Annotated in this window: 18 protein-coding genes; 9 read left to right on the top strand and 9 right to left on the bottom strand. The window is 57.3% G+C overall.

Annotated elements, in window-relative coordinates; genetic code table 11:
• Positions 1 to 13: 13 nt before the first annotated feature.
• From KXD86_RS17195 to KXD86_RS17185, 3 genes are all read right to left on the bottom strand, one after another.
• Positions 14 to 1243, bottom strand: a complete 1230-nt coding sequence (locus KXD86_RS17195; protein ID WP_218637385.1) for an RNA polymerase sigma factor — start codon at positions 1241 to 1243, stop codon at positions 14 to 16.
• Positions 1244 to 1276: 33 nt separating this feature from the next.
• Positions 1277 to 2098, bottom strand: a complete 822-nt coding sequence (locus tag KXD86_RS17190) for a YciI family protein (RefSeq protein ID WP_218637384.1) — start codon at positions 2096 to 2098, stop codon at positions 1277 to 1279.
• 161 nt (positions 2099 to 2259) lie between these two features.
• Entirely contained in the window at positions 2260 to 3159 is a 900-nt protein-coding gene (locus KXD86_RS17185; protein WP_218637383.1) for a cupin-like domain-containing protein, read from the bottom strand.
• Positions 3160 to 3473: 314 nt separating this feature from the next.
• Here KXD86_RS17185 and KXD86_RS17180 point away from each other — a divergent pair, with 314 nt between their 5' ends.
• Positions 3474 to 4430, top strand: coding sequence for an adenosine deaminase (locus KXD86_RS17180; protein ID WP_218637382.1), 957 nt, complete (start codon positions 3474 to 3476; stop codon positions 4428 to 4430).
• A 57-nt stretch (positions 4431 to 4487) separates the two neighbouring features.
• A complete protein-coding gene (gene rrtA / locus KXD86_RS17175) occupies positions 4488 to 5108 on the top strand; it encodes a rhombosortase (RefSeq protein ID WP_218637381.1) in 621 nt (206 codons plus the stop codon).
• Here rrtA and KXD86_RS17170 read toward each other — a convergent pair.
• Positions 5065 to 5688: a TIGR02466 family protein gene (locus tag KXD86_RS17170; protein ID WP_218637380.1), complete on the bottom strand. Its 624-nt coding sequence runs from the start codon at positions 5686 to 5688 to the stop codon at positions 5065 to 5067. The genes rrtA and KXD86_RS17170 overlap by 44 nt on opposite strands.
• A gap of 170 nt (positions 5689 to 5858) precedes the next feature.
• On the opposite strand from KXD86_RS17170, the gene KXD86_RS17165 reads away from it, so the two are divergent.
• A complete protein-coding gene (locus KXD86_RS17165) occupies positions 5859 to 7787 on the top strand; it encodes a choice-of-anchor Q domain-containing protein (protein WP_218637379.1) in 1929 nt (642 codons plus the stop codon).
• Positions 7788 to 7863: 76 nt separating this feature from the next.
• Here KXD86_RS17165 and KXD86_RS17160 read toward each other — a convergent pair whose 3' ends face one another.
• From KXD86_RS17160 to KXD86_RS17150, 3 genes are all read right to left on the bottom strand, one after another.
• Complete coding sequence (locus tag KXD86_RS17160; protein ID WP_218637378.1) at positions 7864 to 8646, bottom strand: DUF5602 domain-containing protein; 783 nt, start codon at positions 8644 to 8646, stop codon at positions 7864 to 7866.
• 250 nt (positions 8647 to 8896) lie between these two features.
• Positions 8897 to 9229 (bottom strand): YnfA family protein, encoded by a 333-nt coding sequence (locus KXD86_RS17155; RefSeq protein WP_218637377.1) that lies wholly within the window; start codon positions 9227 to 9229, stop codon positions 8897 to 8899.
• 66 nt (positions 9230 to 9295) lie between these two features.
• Entirely contained in the window at positions 9296 to 9907 is a 612-nt protein-coding gene (locus KXD86_RS17150; protein ID WP_218637376.1) for a class I SAM-dependent methyltransferase, read from the bottom strand.
• A gap of 523 nt (positions 9908 to 10430) precedes the next feature.
• Here KXD86_RS17150 and KXD86_RS17145 point away from each other — a divergent pair.
• From KXD86_RS17145 to KXD86_RS17135, 3 genes are read left to right on the top strand one after another with little or no spacing between them, the layout of a single operon-like run.
• Positions 10431 to 10991 (top strand): LemA family protein, encoded by a 561-nt coding sequence (locus tag KXD86_RS17145; protein ID WP_228739671.1) that lies wholly within the window; start codon positions 10431 to 10433, stop codon positions 10989 to 10991.
• Positions 10991 to 11749, top strand: coding sequence for a TPM domain-containing protein (locus KXD86_RS17140; protein WP_218637374.1), 759 nt, complete (start codon positions 10991 to 10993; stop codon positions 11747 to 11749). The genes KXD86_RS17145 and KXD86_RS17140 overlap by 1 nt, the downstream gene beginning before the upstream one ends.
• A gap of 60 nt (positions 11750 to 11809) precedes the next feature.
• Complete coding sequence (locus tag KXD86_RS17135) at positions 11810 to 12427, top strand: TPM domain-containing protein (RefSeq protein WP_218637373.1); 618 nt, start codon at positions 11810 to 11812, stop codon at positions 12425 to 12427.
• A 95-nt stretch (positions 12428 to 12522) separates the two neighbouring features.
• Here KXD86_RS17135 and KXD86_RS17130 read toward each other — a convergent pair whose 3' ends face one another.
• Together KXD86_RS17130 and KXD86_RS17125 are read right to left on the bottom strand one after the other, a co-directional pair.
• Positions 12523 to 13065 (bottom strand): acyloxyacyl hydrolase, encoded by a 543-nt coding sequence (locus tag KXD86_RS17130; RefSeq protein ID WP_218637372.1) that lies wholly within the window; start codon positions 13063 to 13065, stop codon positions 12523 to 12525.
• A gap of 247 nt (positions 13066 to 13312) precedes the next feature.
• A complete protein-coding gene (locus KXD86_RS17125) occupies positions 13313 to 13501 on the bottom strand; it encodes a hypothetical protein (protein ID WP_218637371.1) in 189 nt (62 codons plus the stop codon).
• A 211-nt stretch (positions 13502 to 13712) separates the two neighbouring features.
• Between KXD86_RS17125 and KXD86_RS17120 the strand changes: the two genes are divergently transcribed.
• The 3 genes from KXD86_RS17120 to KXD86_RS17110 all read left to right on the top strand — a co-directional run.
• The gene (locus tag KXD86_RS17120; protein ID WP_218637370.1) at positions 13713 to 14573 is read left to right on the top strand and encodes a rhodanese-like domain-containing protein; all 861 of its coding nucleotides are present in this window, start codon (positions 13713 to 13715) and stop codon (positions 14571 to 14573) included.
• 95 nt (positions 14574 to 14668) lie between these two features.
• Complete coding sequence (locus KXD86_RS17115) at positions 14669 to 15514, top strand: transglutaminase-like domain-containing protein (protein WP_218637369.1); 846 nt, start codon at positions 14669 to 14671, stop codon at positions 15512 to 15514.
• A gap of 92 nt (positions 15515 to 15606) precedes the next feature.
• The coding region (locus KXD86_RS17110; RefSeq protein ID WP_218637368.1) for a hypothetical protein at positions 15607 to 17209 on the top strand (1603 nt) is incomplete at its 3' end.

Below are 17209 nucleotides of genomic sequence, written 5' to 3'. Positions count from 1 at the left end.
ACCAGAAAATGATTCAGGCAGATTCGTTCAGTGAATTCAGTCTGCGTTCGAGAAAGCGCCGTTCCGGCCCCTGGGTCACCAGGGCCAGCGCCCGCCGGTAAGACTGTTGGGCTTCCTCCCGGTTGCCGGCGCGGCGGTGGAGATCGGCCCGGGCGGCATGAAACAGGTAATAATTCACGAACTCCCTCTGGTTCAGCAGCGTCTCCAGCAATCTCAGCCCTTCTGTCGGGCCGTCCCGCATGGCGACGGCGACCGCGCGGTTCAGGGCAATCACCGGTGAAGGCTGCTGGCAGTACAGTGCCTCGTAGAGCCGCACAATGCGGCCCCAATCCGTTTCTCGGGCGTCCGAAGCCTGGGCGTGAACTGCGGCAATGGAGGCCTGAAGGGTGTAAGGCCCGGTCGGAGTGCGGGAAAGGGCGGCCTCGAGCCAGCTAAGGCCGGCCTGGATCATGGCGTCGTCCCATTGGCAGCGATCCTGATCCTCCAGGGTGATCAGCTCGCCAGACGCGTCCTGGCGGGCATGACGTCGGGAGTGGTGCAGAAGCATCAGCGCCAGCAGCCCGAACACCTCGCCCTCGGGCATTAACCTGGCCAATACCTCTGCCAGGCGAATGGCCTCTGTCGACAGGCTGATATCCACCACCGTATCGCCATCGCTGCGGGAGTAGCCTTCGTTGAAGACGAGGTAGATCACCCGCAGGACGCCGGGCAGCCGTTCAGCCAAATCCCTTGCTTCCGGTACCTCGTAGGGAATACCGGCGTCGCGTATCTTCTTTTTGGCGCGGACAATGCGCTGCGCCAGGGTCGCTGGCTTCTGCAGCAGGCCACTGGCCACCTGCTCGGTGGTCAGCCCGCACATTTCGCGAAGGGTGAGGGCGACCCGGGCATCCAGTGGCAGGGCGGGGTGGCAGCAGGTGAACAGCAGGCGGAGCTGATCGTCTTCGATGGCCTGCTCGTCCGCCTCTTCGAACGTTTCTTCCGGCGGGGCCACCAAGTGGGAATACTTGTGCGCGGTCTGCTTGCGGCGAATCTGATCAATGCCCTTGCGATGCCCGGCACGGATGAGCCAGGCCGTCGGGTTGTCCGGTACGCCATCAACTGGCCATTGCCGGACGGCGCTGGCAAAGGCTTCCTGCATGGCGTCTTCGCCGAGGGCAAAATCCCCCAGCAGGCGAATCAGCGTCGACAGCACCCGTCGGGAGTGCTGCTGATAGAGCCGTCCAATCCATTGGTCATCGATCATTGCAGCAGAAAGCCTCCTCCCCGGGTCGGTGGTTTACTGGCACTGTTCAAGTTGGCTGCTGATCATCCACTGGACGCCGAAGCGGTCTCTTATCATTCCAAACCGGTGTGCCCAGAAAGTTTGGGCAAACGGCATGATCTCCGTGCCACCCTCGGACAGCGCGTTAAACACTCGCTCGGCCTGCTCGGTCTCTTCGTATTCAAGATGAACCTGGGCACCCTGGGGCTGCTGATAACACTCGCCATTCATATCCGCGCCCATCAGACGGCGCCCCTTGAGGTTGAGCGAGGCGTGGACGATGCGATCCTGCATGTCGGCGGGCACATCTGCAGCCGCCGGCGTTTCACCGTAAGTGATTACCGCCTCCAGGGTACCGGCGGTCACCTCCGCGTAGAATTCCATGGCTTCCCGACAGTTTCCGGGAAAGGTCAGGTGAATGTTCATTTCTTTCGGCAGTTGGCCCAGGGCGCGATGTTTCTCGATGGCCTGGCCGGGCTCAAAATCCTCAAGCTCGAAATAGCGGCGTAACTCCAGGGTGGAATTGCCCTCGGCGTCTTCCACCGGCCACTGTTTTGCCCAGGCGATGGCGTCTTCCAGGGAATCCACCTCAAGTACACTATAGCCGGCCAGCAGTTCCTCGGTTTGCTCGAAAGGGCCGCGTATGACCGTTGGCTCGCCGTTCCGGAAGCGGATACGACAACCCTCGCGAGTTGGTCGCAATCCCTGACCACCCACGAAAACACCGGCCTGTGTCATCCGCTCATTGTAGTCTGCCATCGCCTGCAGGATCGCCTCGGAGGGCATGACGCCGTTCTCGGTGTCAGCATCGGCCTTTCGCATCATCATGAATTTCATATCGTCGTCCTCCAGTGATTGTTGGGTGTTTTCACTGATAAGTCGCGCAGCCTTACCGGAAATCGACAAGGGCAATAGGGGACGTAGCCATCCGGCAGAAAATGTTGTTCTGAATAGTCGGCCGCCGTTATAGGAATGGGCAAAGCGGGGCAGGGAGCCTGTTAAGCGCCTTCCATGCCCCGGGCAGACTGAAAGGTACGCCAGAGCTTGGCTTTGCTGGCATCTCGAAGAGCATTTCGTCCGACAGGTGCCGGCGCCACTCTCAAGGGCTTTAGTGCTCGCCGGGCTCGATGGTTAAAGTTTAGGGCCCGGCGCCACATCATGGTTTGCTCAGTGTTGAAAATCACAGAGAGGGAGATGGAAATGTCATCCGGACCGTTCTTGACCAGGTGGCCCGAGACAAAAGGAATGTGCAGGGCCTCTCCCGGTTGAAAGTGAAAATGCTCCAGCTGTTGTTGTCTTTCATCGCACCAAGGTAGTTGGGTATTGGCGTAGGACACATAGGCTTCACAATCTGCGTTCGACACCACCCGCGAATCCCATGGATGACCTACGTAGACGTCTTTCGTCCCGCGGAACTGGAAAAGGAACGTGGAGTATCGATCAATGTGGAACGGCGTGACGCTGTTCGGAGATGCGAGGAATAGATACAGCGTGGGCATGAGAATTCTTCGTTTGGCGTCCCGGTAGGCCACCAATTCAGAAACGCTGTCCATGATCTGTTCATAGATTGGCTGAAAAATTGGATCAATCTCGGGTGAGTTCACCATGATCAGAGCATCTGTGCTCAGCATGTTTCGCAGCGTGGACTCGAGCGATTTATTCCCGTTGTTCTTTCTGAAGGTGTCTTCAAAGTTATCGCCAGCGTCTAACCGGCGGGTTGTATAACGGACCTGGTTCTGGGGAAGTCTGAGCAACGTTTCCGTCAGTGTTTCCAGTTCGAGCGCGGGGTCTCCCAGCAGGGAATGGCGCGACTTGAATGGGCGAAGGTTTAACTGCGCGGGATTGATCAGGTCTGAAAAAATACCCGTCCAGAAAAGCGGGTGGGGTAACTTCGACATCATGACTTCCTTTGTCTGCTTTCCCATACATACCCATACATAGAGCGTAAGGGGGGGTGTGCGACCCAGGTTATTCCTTCACGACGTCAAAAATCTTGCGCTAGAATAGCCGTAAAGCAGGTAACCCGGTTACGGGAACCGGCCGCGAAGTGATTGGCGCTTGGACCGCTTGAAGCTTCTTGCTAGTAGATATAGGCAAACCCTCGGATATTGCGAACCACCTTCCTATGTGCTTCGGCGTTTTGTGACGGAGGTCTCAATGGGCGCCTGGTGTCTGTGTTCCCACGGCCAACCTTTTCACGACGAGGTTTCATATGCCCCTGGATCTGAACGCCCTGGAAAAAGCCGAACTGCATATGCATCTCGAAGGCAGCCTGGAACCGGAGCTGATGTTCCAGCTGGCCCAACGCAATGGCATTGCGTTGCCATACGACAGCGTTGAGTCTCTGCGTAAGGCTTATGATTTTGGCAACCTGCAGGACTTCCTGGACCTGTATTACCGTGGCGCGCAGGTGCTACTGCGGGAAGAGGACTTCTACGACCTGACCCGTGCCTACCTTGAGACGTGCCGCGCACAGAACGTGACCCATGTTGAGCCATTCTTCGATCCCCAGACCCACACGGATAGGGGCGTTGAGTTGGCGACGGTGGTCAACGGAATCACCCGGGCCCTCAAAGAGGCGAACGCGGAGTGGGGGCTGAGTTACGGACTGATCCTGTGCTTTCTACGGCACCTCAGCGAGGATGAGGCCGAGCGAACCCTGGATGCGGCGCTGCCATTTCGGGATCACTTTATCGGGGTGGGGCTCGACAGCAGTGAAATGGGTCATCCGCCTTCCAAGTTCAAACACGTCTTCGCCCGGGCCCGAGGACTGGGCCTGCTTCCCGTGGCCCACGCCGGTGAGGAAGGCCCGCCCGAGTACATCTGGCAGGCGCTGGACGAACTCGGTGTCGTGCGGGTCGACCACGGCGTTCGCGCCACCGAAGACCCGGCCCTGATCGAACGCCTGCGCAAGGACCAGATCCCGCTCACGGTTTGTCCGTTGTCCAACATACGCCTGAAGGTATACGACAGTCTCAAGCAGCACCCGATCCTGGACCTGTTGGAGGGTGGCCTGAAGGTAACCGTCAATTCCGACGACCCTGCCTACTTCGGGGGCTACATGACGGAGAACTTCGAGGCATTGCGGAAGGATTTGGGCATGACGGACGATCAGGCTCAGCGGCTTGCTCAAAACGGTTTTGATGCGGCGCTGGTACACACTTCGTAAATTGCATTCACGGTAAGCCTGACCGGCGGCGGGTGATCGATATATGATGGCACCTGAATGACTTTACGGGTGCTGTTCTTGCTGTCCATGTTTCGAAACCGGCCTCTCGTTCCCATCGCAATCAGTGCCTTGATGGTGCTGGTCTGGCTGTTGCCTGTTGATCAGTGGCTTCAATACCACCGAGCGCTTCTCGGGCAGGGGCAATTGTGGCGGCTGTTGACTGCCAACCTGACTCACATTGACGGCTCCCACCTGCTATTTAATCTGGCCGGGCTGTGGCTGATGGCTTGGTGGTTCGGCAGTGCCCTATCTCAACTCAAGTGGCTGGTGGTGACGCTGGCCTGTGGCCTGGCCGTGACCGGCGGGCTGTTTCTCCTTTACCCCGATATCCTCTGGTACAAAGGCTTTTCCGGCGTTTTGTACGGCCTGTTTGCGGCGGGCTCGGTGTTTATGGTCAGCACTCACCGATGGCTCGCTCTGGCCGGGCTGGCGCTCGTGGTGATCAAACTGGAGGGCGATGCGGCGGGGTGGCCCGTTGTGGGCAGCGATCCGATGCATGACTTCCGGGTGGTCCACCAGGCCCACCATCTTGGCTTCGTTATGGGGGCACTGGTGGCTGTTCTTTGGCGCCGGGTCAGCGGGCAATTTGGGTCAGGTTCTCTCCAAACCGAAAGTTGAACGCCAGGCTGACGCGGGGGCGTTCGTTGTAGTGGGGCGCGACCATGTGCAGCAGGTAACCCGGAAACACATACATGGTGCCGATCTTCGGGGTATAGCTTACCGTGGGTGCCGGCCGATAGGGCGCACCCACCGGGATCGGGTCAAAGAACATGATATCGCCCGGGCATATGCCCGCATTCTCTTCGGTCGGGTTCTCATCGACATCGATGTACAGGCAGCCGCTCCACTCGCAGGGCAGGTGCGCGTGGGGCGCGTTCCAGGCACCGAAATCGTTGATGTTCGCCCAGAGTGACGACAGGAAGATCTCCGTTTCTGGCGGCTTGCGCTCGGCGTGCAGTGCCAGCCGGCTGCCCACCTGAAAGATCTGCTCCGTCAGCCATTGCATAACCGGCTCTTTCGATTGATGCAGCGAGTCGCCGGAATGCCATCCGCGCTGGTTTGACCGCTGAATGCCACCGGTATCTTCTTTTCTCAATCGTTCCAGGTAGTTTCGAATTTCTTCGTGCCGGGCCCGAACTTCGGGAAGCTGGACTTCAAGAATGGGGACGCCGAAATGGTGACGGTTCTCAGCTTTCATGACTATTTCACATTAATTTACAAGATAGGAATAAAGAAGCGGGGTAATATTTGCCCAGCGAATAAAGGATTCTAAGCCTACCTTTCTGACGATTGCCAGTGGAACAGGCCATCTACCGAAGAGGCCGGTCGGGAATCAGGACGATAAACCAATAGCCGTAGGGACAAGCAATGACTGACCTCAGCAAGGCCAAGCAGGTACTGAAGCCGCTGGTCGCAATGATTGCATTGGCGAATGCGCAGATGGCGTTTGGGTGCGCGGATGTGGTGGTGACGGCGGCTAACGCGTTGAGTGATACGGATGAAACGACCACATTCGCTGAAGCGTTGGTACATACCGATCTCTGTGGATTGATTCGTATCGACGATTCGCTGGCGGGGCAGACTCTTGACTGGGCTTCCAATAACCTGACCTCATCAACTGTTTCATCCTTAGCGGGCCCCTCCAGCGGCACCGCGACGATATCTGTTAGTCCAACAGTAGTAGCGAATTTGAGTACAGGGACTTCGCTGACCATTCGGGACCTGAATTTCCTGCCCGGCTCTGACACTGTTCGCGAAACGTCGTTAATCCAACTAATGAATAGCGACGCTTCACTGAGCCTTGAGGACACGGCGTTCGTAGGTTTCAAGGCAAGTGCCTCGGGGGCAGTCGTTTCTGGAACCGGAACGGTAAGCGTTGTGGATAGCGTTTTCGAGGATAACTACGCCTCTGGTGCCTCCGGCTCAGGTGGCGCTCTCTTCGCCACTTCGGGTGCAGTAACGATTACCGGCAGCACGTTCCGTAACAACACGGCTGACTCCGCTGGTGGGGCGATCGCCGGAAACACGCTAACCTTGACCATCGAAGATTCTGTCTTTGAGGACAATCAGTCACTGGGGGGCGCAGGCGGAGCGATCAGTCAGGTGGGTGAGAGTTCCGGAACCTTGGCTGTCTTGCGAAGTGAATTTCGGGGTAACCAGGCCGCCGGCTCAGGCGGAGCCATTTCTCAAAGCTCCTCTGTTGATTTGGATATTCAAGACAGCGTGTTCGAGCAGAACCAGGCTGACGTGAACGGAGGCGCAGTCTACGTCAGCAATGGCAGCCTCGGCTCGCCCGTGTCTCTGACTAAGACCACGTTTGCTAACAACAGCGCTGGTGCCTCCGGCGGCGGGGTGTACGCGAGTATACCGCAACCCGGCTTGGTCGTTGAAAGCTCTACAGTTCATGGGAATGCGGCTCAGACCACTGGCGGCGGCATTTTTGTCATTGGGTCCACCTCCTCTCCCGATATTGCCATCAACCATAGCACCATTACAGACAATCAGTCGGTGGGAACAGCCGGTTATAGCGCGGGTGCTTTGAACGCGGACGGTGCGGCCAGTATTGAAATAAGTCACACGGTCATTGCCGGTAATACCCAAGGTGGCACTGGCAATATATGTGTCGGGGAATCTTCAACGGCAGTTCAGGCGGTTCTGGAGTACAGCTTTTGGGATAACACGACCAATTACGACACCAGCTGCACCCCTCCGGTTGCTGATACCACCAACATCCTGGATGAAGCGGACCCGGGGCTGGGAGAGTTGGCTGACAACGGTGGTCTGACAAAGACCCGTTTCCCCATGGCCGATTCCCCGCTGCTAGAGGCGGGTGACCCTAATATCATCGGTGAGCCAGAAACGGATCAGCGAGGCAGTGCACGTATTCTCAATGGCGTAATCGATATCGGTGCTGTGGAATCGGGTAATCTTTCGCCGGTCGCCTCCGCTATCGGCGCTGTTGAAGTAGCCGCGGGTGTGCCTTTCTCTGTGGATGCGAGCGACGCCTTCACTGACCCGGATGGGGATCAGCTGAGTTACGCCATCGACGGTGAGCCGAACGGAGCCGTAGTTGACGCGACGAGCGGTGTGATTTCCGGTACCGTGCAGTTGGCAGGAGAGTACACGATCACTATCACCGCGTCGGACACCTATGGAGCTTCTGCGAGCACGACGTTTGGGCTCTCGGTAGCGGAAAGTTCTTCCGGTGGTGGCAGCGGTGGCGGTGGCTCCTTCGGGGTTGTCCTGGGATTGCTGGCCCCGTTGGCCATATGGCGACGGTTGCGTCGGAAGGCCTGATTGGCGTCCGACTCAAAACAAAAACCCCGGCCTGGACCGGGGTTTTTGCTCTCAACCGTCGTTAATGCGCTTTGTTTCACTCATACCTCTGTAGATCCCGGATCGCGATCCGGTACTCGTCTTTACTGGCATCAAAGCCTATCTCGTAAGCCCCCGGATACCAGCCCGGATAACTGTACCGTTGTGGCTTTTTAACCGGTGACGACATCTCCGGCAGTGACTGGAGGTAAGCCAGGGACACCATCGGTTCCACAAACATCAACTCACCTTTGTAGTAACCGTAAATGAAGTTGTGGCTGAACACCTCCCCCTGGAATTCGGCACCGGCCTGATCCAGGCCGTGCATCCCCATTCTCTCAATAGCGGCATCAGGCGGGATCACATAGCCCTCGGGCACGAGTTGAGGATCCGGTGCCGCCATCGCCAGTTCACGGCCCTCGCCGTGGAACGTGATCGCCTCCTGCTCGTCCGTCCCGATCAGGTAAAAATGCACATCAAAATGGGGCAGGTCGTAAACGCCTTCGGGAGGGTGCCCGGCCGGACTCCAGTCGAGAACAACATGGTCGTAGCCCGTCATCGGGGCGCTGGCCGGCATGGGTAATGCGAACTCCCAAACTTGTTGCTCGGCGCTGGCTTCCGGCAGCCCTTCCAGGGCGTCCCTGGTCATTAGCACCGAGACGGATTCCGGCTCGTTCTCGGCGTTTAGCGCCAAAACCACGCGCGCGGAGCCGTTTCCGACCATCACGGGTTCCCCCGTAAAAAACCGGGGTTCGGCGGCGATCGCTGAGCCCGAAAGAACCAGCAGTGCCGACAAGCCGATGGAACGGGCAGGGCGGAACGGAATAAGGGCAGGTTTCATGGCATCTCTCCTCAATCACGGTTGCCGTTCGCACACATCGACGGCCGGCATGGTTCGGGAACCATCGCCCATCGGGCTAACGCAAAGGAGATCACAAGTGGCAGGCGGGGCTGACAGCAGGAAACACGCATCCTGTCGGCACGCTTGGTCTCACTACCACCAGAATGGGATTTGGCTGGATTTGATTAATATATCACCAGATTCTGAGGCGGGTAGAGCATTTTTATAGCCATGCGGAGAAAAAACCGGGTTATGAGGTGCGTGGTGCAAACATGATGATGGCCATGCCCACCAAGGCGACGGCCGAACCAATCAAGTCCCAGGCGGTTGGACGAATACCGTCGACGGCCCATAGCCAGAGTATTGCCATGAAGATATACACGCCACCATACGCAGCATAGACCCTGCCGGCAGCGGTAGGATGCAGTGACAGCAACCACGCAAACGCCGCGAGACTCAGCGCACCTGGCACCAGAAGCCAGATCGTTTTGCCCTCGCGAAGCCAAAGGTAAGGCAAATAACAGCCGACAATTTCCGCCAACGCGGTAACGAGGAAAAGGCCAACGGTTTTCAATTCAGGCAAAAGAACTTACTCCTTGGTAGTAACACATAATTCCCCGGATGCGGCGGACGGTTGTTAGATAGCGTGTCAAACTCTTCCACGGCGCAGGCGATACCAATGCTCATCTGGGCGCAGCACCCATTCCAAGGGTAACGGAAGTTTAAAGAAGGACGGCTCCACGTCCGTGATCTGCCAACCCGCAAAGGCGGACTCGATTTCTTGGCGGCTCACGCCCCTGATCAACGGGCGGATGCGCCGAGGCCAACACAGCAATATAACTGTGGCGTCCTCGGTGGCAAGGGCGTCCACGCTGCGGGCCATCCCTTGCTGCTGTTCAACATCGAAGTCATGGAAGGTGCCAGTATCCAGGATAAGCCGGAAGCCGGAACCTACGTCCCTTTCTGATAGACGGGTAACGTCCGCCTGCACCAGCTTCATTTCCACACCAGCGGCTTTGACCCGCTCACGTCCCCGTTCCAGGGCCTTGTCCACGAAGTCTACGCCGGTCACTTCCCAGCCCCGCTTGGCCAGCTCGATGCCCCAAATGGCACTACCCGTACCTATATCCAAGGCACGCCCGTAGGGCGGTCCACGGTCCTGCTCATCTCGTTCGAGGAGCGACGCTAGGGATTGAAAGAACTCTTGGTCGGTTTCCTCCCAAGGATGAAAGCCGATAGCGTAAGAAAATTTCCAGTTCATACGATTATTCCTCCTCGCCGTCTAACGCCACGCTAAGCGGCGGCCTGACAAGGCCGTCCGGTGGAGGCCAAAGGCCGGAATAAACTTGAGCGACTTGTCAGGCTCATCTAGCGGCTCCACTGATGACCACATTTTCGCATCTGAGATCATCGAAAAAGCCAAAAAGATCACTATTAAAACTAGCATCCGATCCACTGCCTAACAGCCATTTATGCGAACGAGTTCGTATATCACTCGTTCTTAAAACTCCGGCGGTACCAACAGGCTGCGCGGGTGTGGCCCGGCACCGGGCCTTCGGATTTGTAGCGCTCAGGAACGGCCCTGTTCCACAGAAGGATGTGGGGCGCGAATACCCTGGCCACCTTGAAAACACTGGCCCTGTCCCCACTTAGAGTGTAGTTCGATGTCTCGGCCTGCGGGTCAGGCATCCACCCTTTTTCATGCATTCACCACCGGGAAAAGCACTATGGGAATCGTTTATAAACCCTTTCAACAGTGGACTGTCTGGAAGCTCGCACCGCTGATGGCACTGGTTCTGTTACTGAGTGGCTGTGGGATTAACAACATTCCCACCTACGATGAGAAAGTCACCGCTGCCTGGTCCCAGGTGGAAAACCAGTACCAGCGCCGGGCCGATCTGATTCCCAACCTGGTGGAAACCGTCAAGGGCTTCGCGGCCCAGGAGCAGGAAACCCTGACCGCGGTGATTGAGGCGCGCTCCAAGGCCACCTCCATTCAGGTGGACGAAAGCATTCTCGACAACCCCAAGAAGCTACAGCAGTTCCAGCAGGCCCAGGGTGAGCTTAGCAGCGCCCTGAGCCGTCTGATGGCGGTGTCGGAACGGTATCCGGATCTGAAGTCCAATCAGAACTTCCTGGCCTTGCAGTCTCAGCTTGAAGGCACGGAAAACCGTATTGCCGTCGCGCGCCGGGATTTCATTCAGGCCGTGGAGCGCTACAACACCGAACTCCGCACCTTCCCGGGCAAGATCTGGCACAGCCTTCTTTACAGCGATCTTGAGCCCCGCGCCAACTTTGAGGCCACCACGGAAAATGCGGATGAAGCGCCCGCGGTGGAATTCTGATGGTTGCTCAGCTCCACAAAAGCATACTGTTGGTGTTACTGGTTTTACTGCCGGCCACCGCCTGGGCCCAATCCACCCCCGAATTTCCCGAGCTGACGGGCCGGGTGGTGGACCGTGCGGAGATGCTGTCTCCTGAGGTGGAAACGCGCCTGAGCCAGATGCTGCAGGCCCACGAGCAGGCCAGCACCGAACAGGTGGTGGTGGTGACCTTGCCGGACCTTCAGGGTTTCCCGATTGAGGATTTTGGCTACCAGCTGGGCCGGCACTGGGGTATCGGTCAGGAAGGCGAGGATAATGGCGCCCTGCTGATCGTGGCGAAGGAAGAACGGAAAATCCGCATTGAGGTGGGCTACGGCCTTGAAGGCCGGCTTACCGATGCTGACTCCTCCGTGATCATCAATCGCATTATTACCCCGGCGTTCCGTCAGGGGGATTTTCAGGCCGGTATCGTTAACGGCGCCGCCGCCATGATCCAGGTGCTCGGTGGCGAGCCCATGGCCGTTGCCCAGGGCCAGCAGACCGGTGCCGTTCAGGAGAAGCCTAAACCCAGCATGGTGGCGCTGGTCTTTTTCATCATGCTGGCCGTGGTGTTCGTGATCGGCAGTCGCGGTGGCCGTGGTGGTCGCGGTGGCGCCGCCCTGTTAGGCGCGGCTCTGCTGGGTGGTGCCATGGGCGGCCGGGGCGGCGGCTTCGGCGGTGGTGGCTTTGGCGGCGGTGGAGGCGGCTTCGGCGGCGGCGGTGCCTCCGGTGGCTGGTAGCTCTGCACCGATAACCGAGCGCGCTGAATCCCTTCACCTGACAATGAGAATCACAGAATCATGACCCTATTAAGCAAAAGCGATCAGGAAGCCGTTACCGCCGCCATCAACGACGTGGAACGGGAAACCGACGCCGAACTGGTCACCGTACTGACGGCCCAGTCCGATAACTACAGCTATATTCCACTGCTCTGGGCCGGCATCCTGGCGTTGCTGGTGCCGGGAATTGCCAATTACTTCGGTAACTGGTTCGGTGCCGACATGCTGATGCTGGCGCAGTGGGGTACGTTCATCCTGCTCAGCCTGCTGTTCCGGGTGCCCGGCATCAACACCCGCCTGATTCCCCGGCAGGTGCGTTACTGGCGGGCGTCCAACCTCGCGCGGCGGCAGTTCCTGGAGCAGAACCTGCACCATACCGAAGGCTCCACTGGCATGCTGATCTTCGTCTCGGAAGCGGAACGCTACGTGGAGATTCTGGTGGATCAGGGCATTGCCGATGTGCTGGACAACTCGGTATGGGAAAGCATCGTCGCGGACTTCACCGCAAAGGTGCATCAGGGCCAGACCCGGCAGGGGTTTCTTGACTGCATTGCCGCCTGTGGCAAATTGTTGAAAGAGCATGTGCCCGCCACCCACGAGCGCAATGAATTGCCCGATCACCTGGTGATTCTGTCCTGATGAGCAAGGTGAGCCATCGCTTTGGAGTGCCGGGGCACCGACCGGATCGGTGTCCGGGCGCAGCTTCGCCCCGGTCAATAAATGCCAATACTCCCTCATAACCGATAACTCCAGCCCAGAACCAACAGGTTCAGACCCTGGTTCGGTTGCTTAAGACCAGCGTTGGAGTAATGGAAAATATTCAGGCTCAGGCTCGCCTTCTGATTGCGGCGGTACGCCCAGCTCAAACCAATCCGGTCTTCAAACTGGAAATGGGAAGACAGGTCATGCCCGGCTATTTGGATAAAATCAATCAGCGCCAGACCAATTCCGGCTTCCAGAAAGAGGGAGTCATGATCGCCAAAGAGCGGCCACTGCATAACAGGCGACAGTGCAAGGGAAGTGATCGCCTCGTCATCCCGCCGGTATTCGACCCAGGTGTTTAGAGAAAATTCCAGAAACAGGGTAGGCGTTCCGAGCCACGCTGGAAAAACCACTGGCAACGGGTCGGGGCGATAGGATAGGCGCCCTCCCACAACTTCTGACGGTGAATACGAGCCAGAAAGAGACAGCGTTTCCCCGCTGGCAGTCATCGCCCCGATCAGACCCAGGCCGATCATCAACAAGCCTGTTTGGCATGTCCGTAGAAGCGCTTTCACAAGACCTCCTGTCCTGTCAGCAGAGCCCATGTAACACGGACCAGGCTACTCTTTGCCGCGATTAGTCAGACGCCACGTTGGCACTACAATTTTGAACGCTTCCTGATTGCACTTTTAAGTTCCGCTTACTAATAAAATAGTCGTCAAATCAGAATCGTGAAAAGCCGCGCTATGCGTCGAGTATGAATACAACAAACCCCGACAAAGTGCCGGGGTTTGATGGATTCCACGAGGGTTGGGCCATCGCTTATTTCTTCAGCGCCATCTCCTCAATCGAAATCTCCCGCATCTTGAACTTCTGGATTTTCCCGCTCACATGATTCATCACCTGGGGCAGGCAGGCGGGCTCAGCCATCATGCCTGTGCGCCGGAAGGAGAGGGCGTCGGTTCTGAAATCCGTGTCCGCCAGTTCGGCAAGGATCAGGTGGTTTAACAAAGCCTCTCCTTACAATGTGCAGTAAGATCCTGATTTTTAATGTTTAGGTATGGCTCCTTCAGTTTGTGAAAAGTTGCAAAATATATGTGACTCTGTCGACTTTTCTCGGTGACATGAGTTCTGGTTACTTTTATTTAATCTTCTCCTAATCTAGACTTCGGCGTTCTGAGGTCCTCCACGAGGGCAGTATTCCAGAGACGGAAGTTACTTGATGTACTCATATGGACGTGAAAGCCATCCCCGAGTTTTGCCGATTTTCGCCTTTCCCCTGGTGTTATTTTCTTCCTTGCTGAGTGCTCAGGGTGAGTCTGCACAATGTTTGGCTGAGGCCGACTACATGCAGATGGTGAACGTTGATGGGAAATCTGTTTGGGCGGGAGAGGATTTCGGTTGCTTTGTCGATGTTGATGGGGCCGATACGGAAGCCGCTCTCGTGGTCGATATCAGGCAAGCGGTGGAATATAGCCGCGTCCGTATTCCCGGCAGTGTTAATCTCCCTCCTTCCAAGCTTCTGAACAATTCCGCGCTCAAAGATCGTCCTCTGATTGTGGTGGATGAGGGGTTTTCCCGCTCGACATCGGCGAGGCTATGCTCAGCAGCTCGAGATGCTGGATTCCAGAGTTTCCGTATTCTTAAAGGGGGCTTGTCGAGTTGGTATGCTTCCGGGAAATCGCTGATCGGCTTGCCCGGTGACCGCGATCAGGTTTTCTCCATCAGCCCCGATGCCTTTTTTTCCGAAGCTGCCCATAGCAGAGTTTCGGTCGTGGCCCCCCAGTCACAGAAAGAACGCCTGGAGCAAATTTTGCCTCCGAACGTCGCTGTTCAGGGCGTCGGCCAGGAGGAGTCTCTCGAACGCGCATTGGTATCGCTGCTTTCGAGTAACCAGCAGGGTTTCACTGTACCCGTCGTACTTATCGGGTTTGACCCGCCTCCCATCGATGTCGCCAGTCAGCACCGATCCGTATTCCTTCTCAATCAATCGGCCCATCAAATTGCCCGCGCTTACCAGAAGTCCCAGACCCTTGCGCGTTCACGGCTGAAAGTGCCCGAACGTTACCGGTGCAGGGGGTAGTTTTGAGTCGATCTCAAACCGGTCGCCTCGGTAGTAAAAGGGGCCTCAGTGTTGCAGTGGTTATCTTGCTGGGATGTGTGGCAGGGGGTTGGGCATTGATAGCCTGGAATGATCGTCCAGGGTTGGCGCCAGCAACGCCGAAGGCAAGTGATGTTCTGGTGAGGTATGGGTTTACTCTGCAAAACACGACGAACCAAACCCTCCAGAATGTTTCTTTCTCAACCTTCGCCCCTGTGCCGAAAACCGCCTTTCAGACACTTGAGAGCATCGAAGCCTCGCGGCCATTCACCAAACGTTTGGACGAACTGGGTAACCAGACGTTGAATTTTGAAATCCCTGAGTTGCCGCCATTCGGTCAGCGCGTCGTCACCGTTACCGCGAGATTAAGTATGTTGGGCCGGCCAGGTGTTCTGTTTGTGGCGCCCGAATCGGAGGCATCGGAGCCGTTGGTAGCGCAGGGTGCAGATTACGTGGAACGGATACTGGGTGAGTTGGAGGATTCAGGCACCCGGCAAGAAAGCCTGGAGCGTGCCCTGGCCGTCCATCAATGGGTCCATCAGAACCTTCGAGACGTGGGCTATGTGTCCCGCGATCGCGGGGCGAGCTACGCATTGAGCGAGCGAAAAGGAGACTGTACCGAGTTCATGCACGCTGCACTTGGCCTTTTTCGCGCAAGCGGCCTCCCGGCTCTTGGCATTGCCGGATTCCGGGTGAATGGCAAGGGCAGCATTTTAAGCGCCGCCGATTACCACAACTGGACCATCTTCACTGATGAGGGCAATTCTGCTCGGTGGCATCTCTCTGACCCCCACGGCGATGTCTTTAACAAAGACGAACGCCAGTACGTGGCATTTCGCATTCTCAAAACGGGCAGTAGTGACATCACGAACTCCCAGCGCTTTTTTTCCTACGACCCGAGGGTCGTGGTGGAGATGAATTGAACCAACAGGAGCAGGCTGCATGCCTGCTTAGCAGTCGATCTCATGGATGATCGGCAGGGTTTTACATACGACCTTGTAAAGGGATGAATTGAGTGAACGTTGTAAATCAAAAAATCTGGGTTCTGATCACATTGGTTTTGCTTGCCATTCCGGCAACTGCATCGGCTGCTCAGGTTATTACCGAACCGACAACGATCACTGAGGGAGATGCTGGCTATATAGACCAGGACATCGTAGTCGATGGCACAACGCTTTATCTGCAAGGGCTGCACCGTTTTGAAAGTCTCCGACTACAGAACAATGCGCGCATTGAGCTGGCAGAAGGTGTTGTTGGCGAGCTGGCTAGAATTGAACTTAGCATTGCGACGAATTTGACCATTGAAGAAGGGGCAGAAATCACCGTATCGGGTCGTGGCTATGGCTTGGCCGAAGGTCAGCCACGTTATGCAGGGGGCAGCCACGGCGGCCGGGGTGGCAACTACAACAGTGACTATCGATCCTTGCCGGGGCACGGTTCGATTAGCGGTCCGACCACCCTGGGCTACGGCGGTCGTTATAGCAATGTTGTCCGCGGCGGTGGTGCGTTGAAGATTCAGGCGGCTTCAGTCGACCTGTCCGGCACGATCACCAGCGCGGGCAAGAGCCAATATCATGGCAGCGGTGCCGGTGGCTCCATCTGGTTGGACGTGGGCACGCTGACGATCGGCGCATCGGGTCGAATCGACGCGGCTGGTGGATACAGTGAGCATTACGGTGGCGGTGGTGGTGGCCGCGTCCACGTGGCATACGACAGTGTGGACGGAGCTCTGGAGGACTCGGTTCGGGCGCCTGGGTCCGGTCGCTACAACTCCACAAATACCGGTGGTTCGGGCACCGTCTTGCTGGAAGACCGTTCGGCAGGTACCCGGACCTTGGTGATCGACAACGAGGGTCGCCGCGATGGCAACGTTACGGAGATCGCTTCGCTACCGCTGGATCTGGACGAACTACAGATCCGCAACGCGCGGGTGAAGCTGGACGTGGCCGCGGTGCCCCCGTTGGTCGTGGATAATTCGACCGTTGAATTGACAGTGCCGGAAGTGCCTGAGCTGGTAGCCAATAACAGTACGATGATCCTGAACACCGGTGTGATCACGACGCTAAAGCTGACCAACAGCACCGCCACGTTAGGTGCTAATGCCGTCACAAACCTGTCGATGGACAGTAGTACTGTCAGTCAGTCGAAAGCCATGACGTTGAGTACGTTGACGCTTGAGAACGCCAGTACCTGGAAGCAGGCAGGTTATGACCTGACGATCAGTGACAGTTACACATTCACTAACAGTCGCTTTGATTACAGTGGTACCTGGGTGCGCCCGGGCGATCCTGCGGCTTTGATCGTAAACGACTATACGCTGACTTTGCCCTCAGGTACGCACCAATACGACCGAGTAGAAATTGGCGCGAATGGTCAGATCAATGTGTCGCCCTACGATGCTACTACCGAGCAAGGTGGCCGTTTGGCATTGGATGTCAACGAATTGGTGGTGGCCGAAGGCGGGGTGTTGAGCGCGTCGGGTGCGGGCTATGGCCTGGCCGAAGGTCAGCCACGTTATGCAGGGGGCAGCCACGGCGGCCGGGGTGGCAACTACAACAGTGACTATCGATCCTTGCCGGGGCACGGTTCGATTAGCGGTCCGACCACCCTGGGCTACG

Source organism: Marinobacter arenosus (genome assembly GCF_019264345.1).
Taxonomy (GTDB): domain Bacteria; phylum Pseudomonadota; class Gammaproteobacteria; order Pseudomonadales; family Oleiphilaceae; genus Marinobacter; species Marinobacter arenosus.
The sequence above is the reverse complement of the archived record's forward strand: the minus strand, read 5'-3'. Positions and strand labels throughout refer to the sequence as shown.